6 protein-coding genes are annotated in these 6,535 nt (G+C 37.7%); 5 read left to right on the top strand and 1 reads right to left on the bottom strand.

Annotated elements, in window-relative coordinates; genetic code table 11:
• The first annotated feature begins 347 nt into the window (after positions 1-347).
• The 5 genes from HP566_RS11440 (at position 348) to HP566_RS11460 (ending at position 5,712) form a co-directional block, all read left to right on the top strand.
• Positions 348-497 carry a hypothetical protein gene (locus tag HP566_RS11440; RefSeq protein ID WP_249977390.1) on the top strand — a complete coding sequence of 50 codons (150 nt, stop codon included), beginning with the start codon at positions 348-350 and terminating at the stop codon, positions 495-497.
• Between the two features lie 152 nt (positions 498-649).
• Positions 650-1,129: a hypothetical protein gene (locus HP566_RS11445; protein ID WP_249977391.1), complete on the top strand. Its 480-nt coding sequence runs from the start codon at positions 650-652 to the stop codon at positions 1,127-1,129.
• Entirely contained in the window at positions 1,102-4,029 is a 2,928-nt protein-coding gene (locus HP566_RS11450) for a hypothetical protein (RefSeq protein WP_249977392.1), read from the top strand. The genes HP566_RS11445 and HP566_RS11450 overlap by 28 nt, the downstream gene beginning before the upstream one ends.
• Positions 4,010-4,510: a hypothetical protein gene (locus HP566_RS11455; protein ID WP_249977393.1), complete on the top strand. Its 501-nt coding sequence runs from the start codon at positions 4,010-4,012 to the stop codon at positions 4,508-4,510. Before HP566_RS11450 ends, HP566_RS11455 begins: the two co-directional genes overlap by 20 nt.
• Positions 4,507-5,712, top strand: coding sequence for a response regulator (locus HP566_RS11460; RefSeq protein WP_249977394.1), 1,206 nt, complete (start codon positions 4,507-4,509; stop codon positions 5,710-5,712). Before HP566_RS11455 ends, HP566_RS11460 begins: the two co-directional genes overlap by 4 nt.
• A gap of 246 nt (positions 5,713-5,958) precedes the next feature.
• Here HP566_RS11460 and HP566_RS21865 read toward each other — a convergent pair whose 3' ends face one another.
• Positions 5,959-6,090 (bottom strand): integrase core domain-containing protein, encoded by a 132-nt coding sequence (locus HP566_RS21865; RefSeq protein WP_425348188.1) that lies wholly within the window; start codon positions 6,088-6,090, stop codon positions 5,959-5,961.
• Positions 6,091-6,535: the final 445 nt, after the last annotated feature.

The following is a 6,535-nucleotide window of genomic DNA, read 5'->3' on the forward strand; positions in this document are numbered from 1 at the left end:
ATGACCGGTTCGAAGGGGCGCAGTGTAGTATGCTGCAAGCTTGATGAATGTCTGGAAGGAGCACACATCCGTCCTTGCTTGCAGTGCTGTGCCTTCTTCGTTCTGGATAGAGCGCGAAGGAATGAGTCATAATGAGAAAACAAGCTCGTCATCCCTTGGCAGCAGCGCCTCTACAGCGCGTCCGGCTTGCCTTCTCAAGGCTCCTATGTGGCTCCCAGACCACAACGCCGCATCCCCTGCAAGCGGCACGAGACAGAGCTAACCTATTGCCCGTATAAGGTTTGAAACCTCACGCGATTTGCACAAAAGGCTTGACGTCGGCCATTTTTTAACCTGGCATACCTATAATGTCTCTCGTCCCTCAGCTCATCGTATTCCTTGGGCATATGGATGATGCTGCTGCGCTTCTGGTACTATACTTTTTGGTTGATGATGGTGCGGAAAACACTGCCGCTGGAAAAATCACTGCATCATCTGCGGAAATCAAGAGTCTGTGATTCTGACGGTAAAAGCGACGGTAACGTCCCAAATCAACACTTTGTAAACTGTTTTCCTTCAATGGGTTATAGCCCTAATTGATGATTGAGTGGGAGTGAGTTGGTTTTTGAACTGAAAAAAAGCCCAGCTTAGCTGGGTTTTTTTCTATTAGATGGATATGATTATCTTAATAAAAAATATCATCAGGATTTTTATGGGAAAAAACAGTGTTGAATCTAAGATAAGAACCGCTTTTCGTAACTCTGATAGGAGCAATAATCCCTACAAGGCATTTCAAGAACTTGGTGTACAGAAGAGAAGAAGTCCACCTAGTAGGTATCATTCTCTTATATCAACATACAGAATAAGTTCGCCAAAGTCATATGCTTTTTTTTCTTTACCTGGAAAAAAAAGATTTGATGAATTACTTTGGTTTCCAGGAGTAGATAAAGTTAGTTTATCTAAAGAAATTGCCTTCTGCACTGAGTGGCTGTTGAGGTTTGTTGACGAGATTAATTCTTTCTTAACTTTTTCAAAAGATGTAGAAAGTTATATTTTAGATGGTGAGTTTGATAAAGCAATAATAGAAGTTGAAAGCTTTATTCAAAAAAACGGATGGAGTGTTTGGAAAGCAGAAATCATGTTTTTTTAGTTGGGGAAAAGCATGGATTTGAAAAATTAAGAGAATACTCTGAGAGTTTAGTTGAAGATAAGAATCCAAGAATTGCATCTTTATTAGCTAAGCTGCTACTTGATAGAAATAATAGAGATTACTCAGTAGATGCCTTTTATGCAAAATGGAGAGCAGCTTTTTCTCATATTGGCTTAAGTGGAAAAGCACAAAATTATTTATCTTATAGAGCAATAACTCAAGTTGATGATTTAGAGATTGGTCTTGCCGATAGTTTAAGCTACGATCTAAATAATTCCATATATGATTGCTATGAGACCCTTATTGATACTTGTTCGACGGCCTTAATTGAGGAGTTCTCTCAGGAGGTTAAAATTGTTGCATTAGAAGCATTAAGTAGGCTCCATGTTGAAGGATTTAAAGACTCAAGGATTAATCAGCTTATTTTCTTAGAAAAAGGTTGCATTAAAAATTTGAGTATTGATAAGTCATCATTTGCGTATAATCTAGTTCTGGATCAAGGTGCTAAGTGCTGCGATAAAATATCTAAAGAGCTAAGTGTTGCTATAAATGATATTGAAGAAAAGAAAGAAGACATTGAAGATGGGCTCAATGCGGCGCTTTTTTATGCAATAAACATGAAGGTTATTAATCTAGGGCAAAATATATTAGCTTTGGTATCTCGGTCTAACGAAGGGTTGGTATCCAGAAATAAATCATTAAAATGGTTAGTGGCTTTTAGCAAAGGCTTTTCAATAGAATATGTTGCTGCACTTAGTGAGACTTGCGCTATTCAATTACTTCAAGACTTATCTAGCTCTGAGAATGAATTTTCAGAGTTGTCGAGAGGAATTTTAGAATTAATTGAAAATAAAAGTTCTAAAGTGTTGGGTGAAGTTCAGATATCACCTTCATTAGCTATATGGTTAGGAATTGTTTTACTTCAAAATAAAAGTTTCACTTATGTTTGGGAAGTGTATAGCTACCTTTGCAAGGTGGAAAAAGGTGGGGGAAAAGACAGTAAAAACCTAAAGCTTCTAATTTTAAAAGAAAGCGGTGACTTAGAAAGCGCATTAAGTTTTGCTGTTTCAGAAGTTGCTTGTAAGGAGTCGTTAGGGAGGCTTTTAGTAAGCTGCATATTCGAAAACGAGAAATGGAAGAGTTTTAATGAAAGTAACTACATAGATGTAGCCATCCTGTCTCATTGTGCTTACTTACAAGACAATAATAGCAATACTTTATATATTTGCCGTATGGCATGTAGGAAACTTTTCAAAGGCGATATCTTAAATTCATTTGAATTAATGTGGAATAGGGAAAATCAAAAAGGTAAAGAAAAATTAAAATATTATTTTAAGGAAGTTTTTATAGAGCGCAATTTATCGTTAGCTGATCTTGAATCTTCTCATGAAGTCAGAAGAGTAAGAATCAAAGCTCTTCAAATTTTATTTACCGTCGATAGCGATAACTCTAAAAGTTATGCTGAAGAAATTAAGCAATTAACTGTTACAGAAAAACTTTGGTTAGGGTTAAGCTATATTAATGAATCTCGGGTGTTTGTTAATGAAAGTGCAATAGCAAGATGGGCTGAAAGAGAGTTGGCTCATGATTTTTCGAGATGGCAAAAAGAATATGCTAACACCGATACTGAAAGTTTTGAGGAAGCATTATATAATTATCTGAATGATGAAAATACCGAGAAATTTATATCAGGCTTAAATAAAAAGAAAAATGAGAGCAATGTGCTTTTGGTTAGTATTGTAGAGAGATTGTTGGAAAAATTTTTATCCGATCCTGAAGATGGACTTGATACTTACCTCAGTTCTAGAATAAGGCATGGCTCCTTGAAAGGGACAATAATGGGACCAATGGAGGAGGCTAGGCTAATTGGTAGCCATGAATTTAATGATAGCCATGCTGCTCCTCAGTCTATAATTTCGCATGATCCAAGCCTTTATAGAACTTTTAATAAAGTGGTTAAGAACATAGAAAAAGAAGTTGAATGGTATAATTCAAATCTTGTGAGAGTTAAGAGCTCTGAATTCCCTAATGGTATTATAGATATTGTGGTAAATAAGGTCATTGCATCTCAGTTGTTTCCAGGCCTTGCAAAGGATAGCACTCTGCAGATGTTTATTGAACAATGTTTTGAAGTTTTCTGGAGTGCTTTAGATTCACCTCTCAAAAAGCTTAATTCTGTATTTTCAAATGACATCAAGTCTTATATACAAAACGAATTTGATTCTTTAGTTGAAGAGCTTGATGTTAAAGATAATAGTCATTCTTCATTGATTAGTTTGTTGCGTGAAGTTTCTACAAATACTCAGGCTCAGTGTGATGTTGTAGCCAGTTGGTTTTTAGCAGACGAAATTTTGGAAAAAAGGCTATTCACACTAAGTGAGGCAATTGATATTGCTTTAAAATCTACTCAAAATGTTTATAGGTTGTTTAACGCTAGTCTTAAAAAATTTAGCAGTGACGCATTGAATCTTAAGTTAACAGTTCAAGGTCTGACTACAATTGCTGATTGTTTATATGTGATTTTTGAAAACGCTTGGAAACATTCGGGTCTAAGTTCTCAAGATTACGATATAGAAGCTACTTTTGATGTTAATGAGGATGCTACTGTATTAACTATACAAGTAAGTAATCCGCTATCCGAAGGTCGCTATCATTCACTTACTGAGAAAGGTATTCTTGAAAAAATTGAAGTTATTACTAATGACGGACCTAGTCTCAATCTAATAGGCGGAGAAGGTGGTTCTGGAATGCATAAATTGGCAAGGCTTGTAAGTAAGTCCAAACAGCCGGATTCAAAAAAACAATTTTATGTTGATGTGACTAATGATAGAAGATTCAGTTTAACTATATCTATACCTCTATACCGAAGAGGAGAAGGCTATGATCTCTACTTTCAGTAATGCTAGATTGCTATTAGTTGAAGATGACATTCCTAAACGAAAAGCAATATCAAGCTATTTAAATGAAAAGAATATAGGCCTGTCAATTGATACTGCCGAATCTTTATCTACAGCCATTAAGAAAGTTGGCGGTGAGAAATATTGGATTGCGATTATCGATATGTCAATTCCAACTTATGATATTCTTAAGGATAAGGAAGGGGGAGGGCAACCACAAAATTTTGGTGGGACAGAGGTGCTACGATTTTTAGAAAGTGAGTCTCCTGAAACTTATCCTATCGTTATAACACAATATAAAGAGTTTTCAGGCCCAGGAATGAGGTTTAAGAGTTTAGATGATTTAAGGAATGATTTGTTAGAGGAGTTTTCAGGGTTCTTATATGATGTGATTTATTATTCTGGGAGTAATGGTGACTGGAAAAATGATTTAGATGAAGTGATTGACAATCTTATAAAAGCAGCAGGTGGAGATGAGAAATGATTAAAGTGTTGATTGTTGATGATTTAGACTCTAAAGCAAAGTCTATTAAATCATGCTTAAATAGTTGTGGTGTGGAGAATAATCGTATTGATGTTGCTAGTACAGCAGCAGAGGCTAGAAAAAAATTAACTGCAAATGGCTATGAGTTAATGCTACTTGACTTGATTTTACCAAGTAGGAATGGTGAAAATCCAAGCGCTTCGGTTGGCTTAGAATTGCTTAAGCAAATTGTTGAAGATGAGGATCTTCCTTCCCCTAGAACAATTGTTGGCACTACTGCTGACTCTGATGCTCTAAAACAATACGACAGCGAGTTTAGACGCCTTACAACTCAAATAATTCATGTTTCACCTGCTAAGGAAGAGTGGCGGTCGTCACTTACAAGATTAATCTCTGGAATATTTTCGGCTGACCTTGCTAGAAATTCTTACGATTTCGATATATGCTTTATTACGGCTTTACGAGATCCTGAGTTGGAAGCTGTTCTTAGTTTGCCTGTAAAATGGGAAGAACAAACAGATTTAGGAAATGGCAGCTTCTTTTGGAAGGGTGTCATAAATCAAGATGAAGCTGAAATAAAATTAGTTTGTGCATATTGTCCCCAGATGGGTTTGGTTTCTTCCTCTTCTCTCACTAGCTATTTAGTTGGAGTTTTTAAACCACGATTAGTACTTATGCCAGGTATTTGTGGTGGTATAGATAAAGGTCTTAAAATTGGTGATTTAGTAGTAGCGGACAGAAGTTGGGATTGGCAGTCTGGGAAGTGGTTAGAAAGTGGTGAGTTTCAACCCGCGCCAGAGCATAAAGAAGCCTCTTCAGAGTTAGTTTCTTTGGCTAGAGAGTTAAGTGGTAAAGTAATTGATATATATAAAGATATAAATGAAAAAAAGCCAGCTAATGTTCCTGCTGTAAAGTTGGCTCCAATGGTTTCTGGAAGCGCTGTAGTTGAGAGCTTGGTTTTTCAAGAAAAGTTTAAAGCTCAACATAGAAAAGCTGCGGGAGTCGATATGGAATGTTATGGAGTGTATTTTGCTGCTTCGGCCAGTATTGTGAGTTTACCTAAATATTTGTGCGTTAAAGGTGTGTCCGATTTGGCAAATAGCGATAAATCAGATGATTTTCAAAGCTATTGTAGCCATTTAAGTGCTAATTTTTTATTAGAGATTGCTTTGCGCTATGTTTCTAGATTATATACGCGCTAAGCATCTACTCTGTAATTGTCTGGTGGCTTGTGCTCAGCTTTTGCTGCCAAGGAATAATAGCGTGAAGAGTGCATCTCTATCATTCTGCTGATGGCATCTTCAAACTTAAAACTAAGCACAGTGCTCTGCAGTAAGGTTCTGTTCGTAAACTAAAAACTATTGATTAATAGAATGGTTGTATCACTGTGGAACGCGCGGCAGTAGTAGGAGATCCAGCGTGAAGCGATCCCCAGTTTTCTGGACACCCTACGAGGCTAATGCTGTGCGTGCTCTGGGTACCATATGGCTCAATGAATAATGTGAGCGCTCTTCGTTGTAGTACCGGACCCAGCGGCCAATGAAAGTACTGGCCTGACCCAACATCTTGAACTGAAGCATTCAAATACCCTCCTCCTGTAAGGAGCAGAAGAAGCGCTTTACCAGCCTATTCTGTTCAGGTGGGGCTTATATGAAATGAAACAGGTTTGGAAAGCCCACCCACTAGCCCATGAGTCAAAACTCAAACATAATCGTTTCATCATGTGATCTGAATAGACGCAGCAATCGGCTTATGCATGTCTGGAGGCTGTCACGGTTGGCCGCAGATTGCATAAGCTGCCTGCCGCTAAAAAGCCCTATTCAACCCTCCGCATCATCCCGAATCGCTATAAAAATGGCGTTTACGTGCCGCCCACGGCTCTGGGGTAACTTTATGGATGCGACGTCACCCCATCTTCAGTAGCAGCCGGGTTTAGAGTCAGAAGTAACTTTATCGTGTTTTACCACCAGTTGCTCGGCATAGGCTGAAGGTGTCAGCCCACCAAGACTCTTCTTCGGTCTTTCT

Origin of the sequence: Vreelandella olivaria (assembly GCF_023507745.1) — a bacterium.
Taxonomy (GTDB): domain Bacteria; phylum Pseudomonadota; class Gammaproteobacteria; order Pseudomonadales; family Halomonadaceae; genus Vreelandella; species Vreelandella olivaria_A.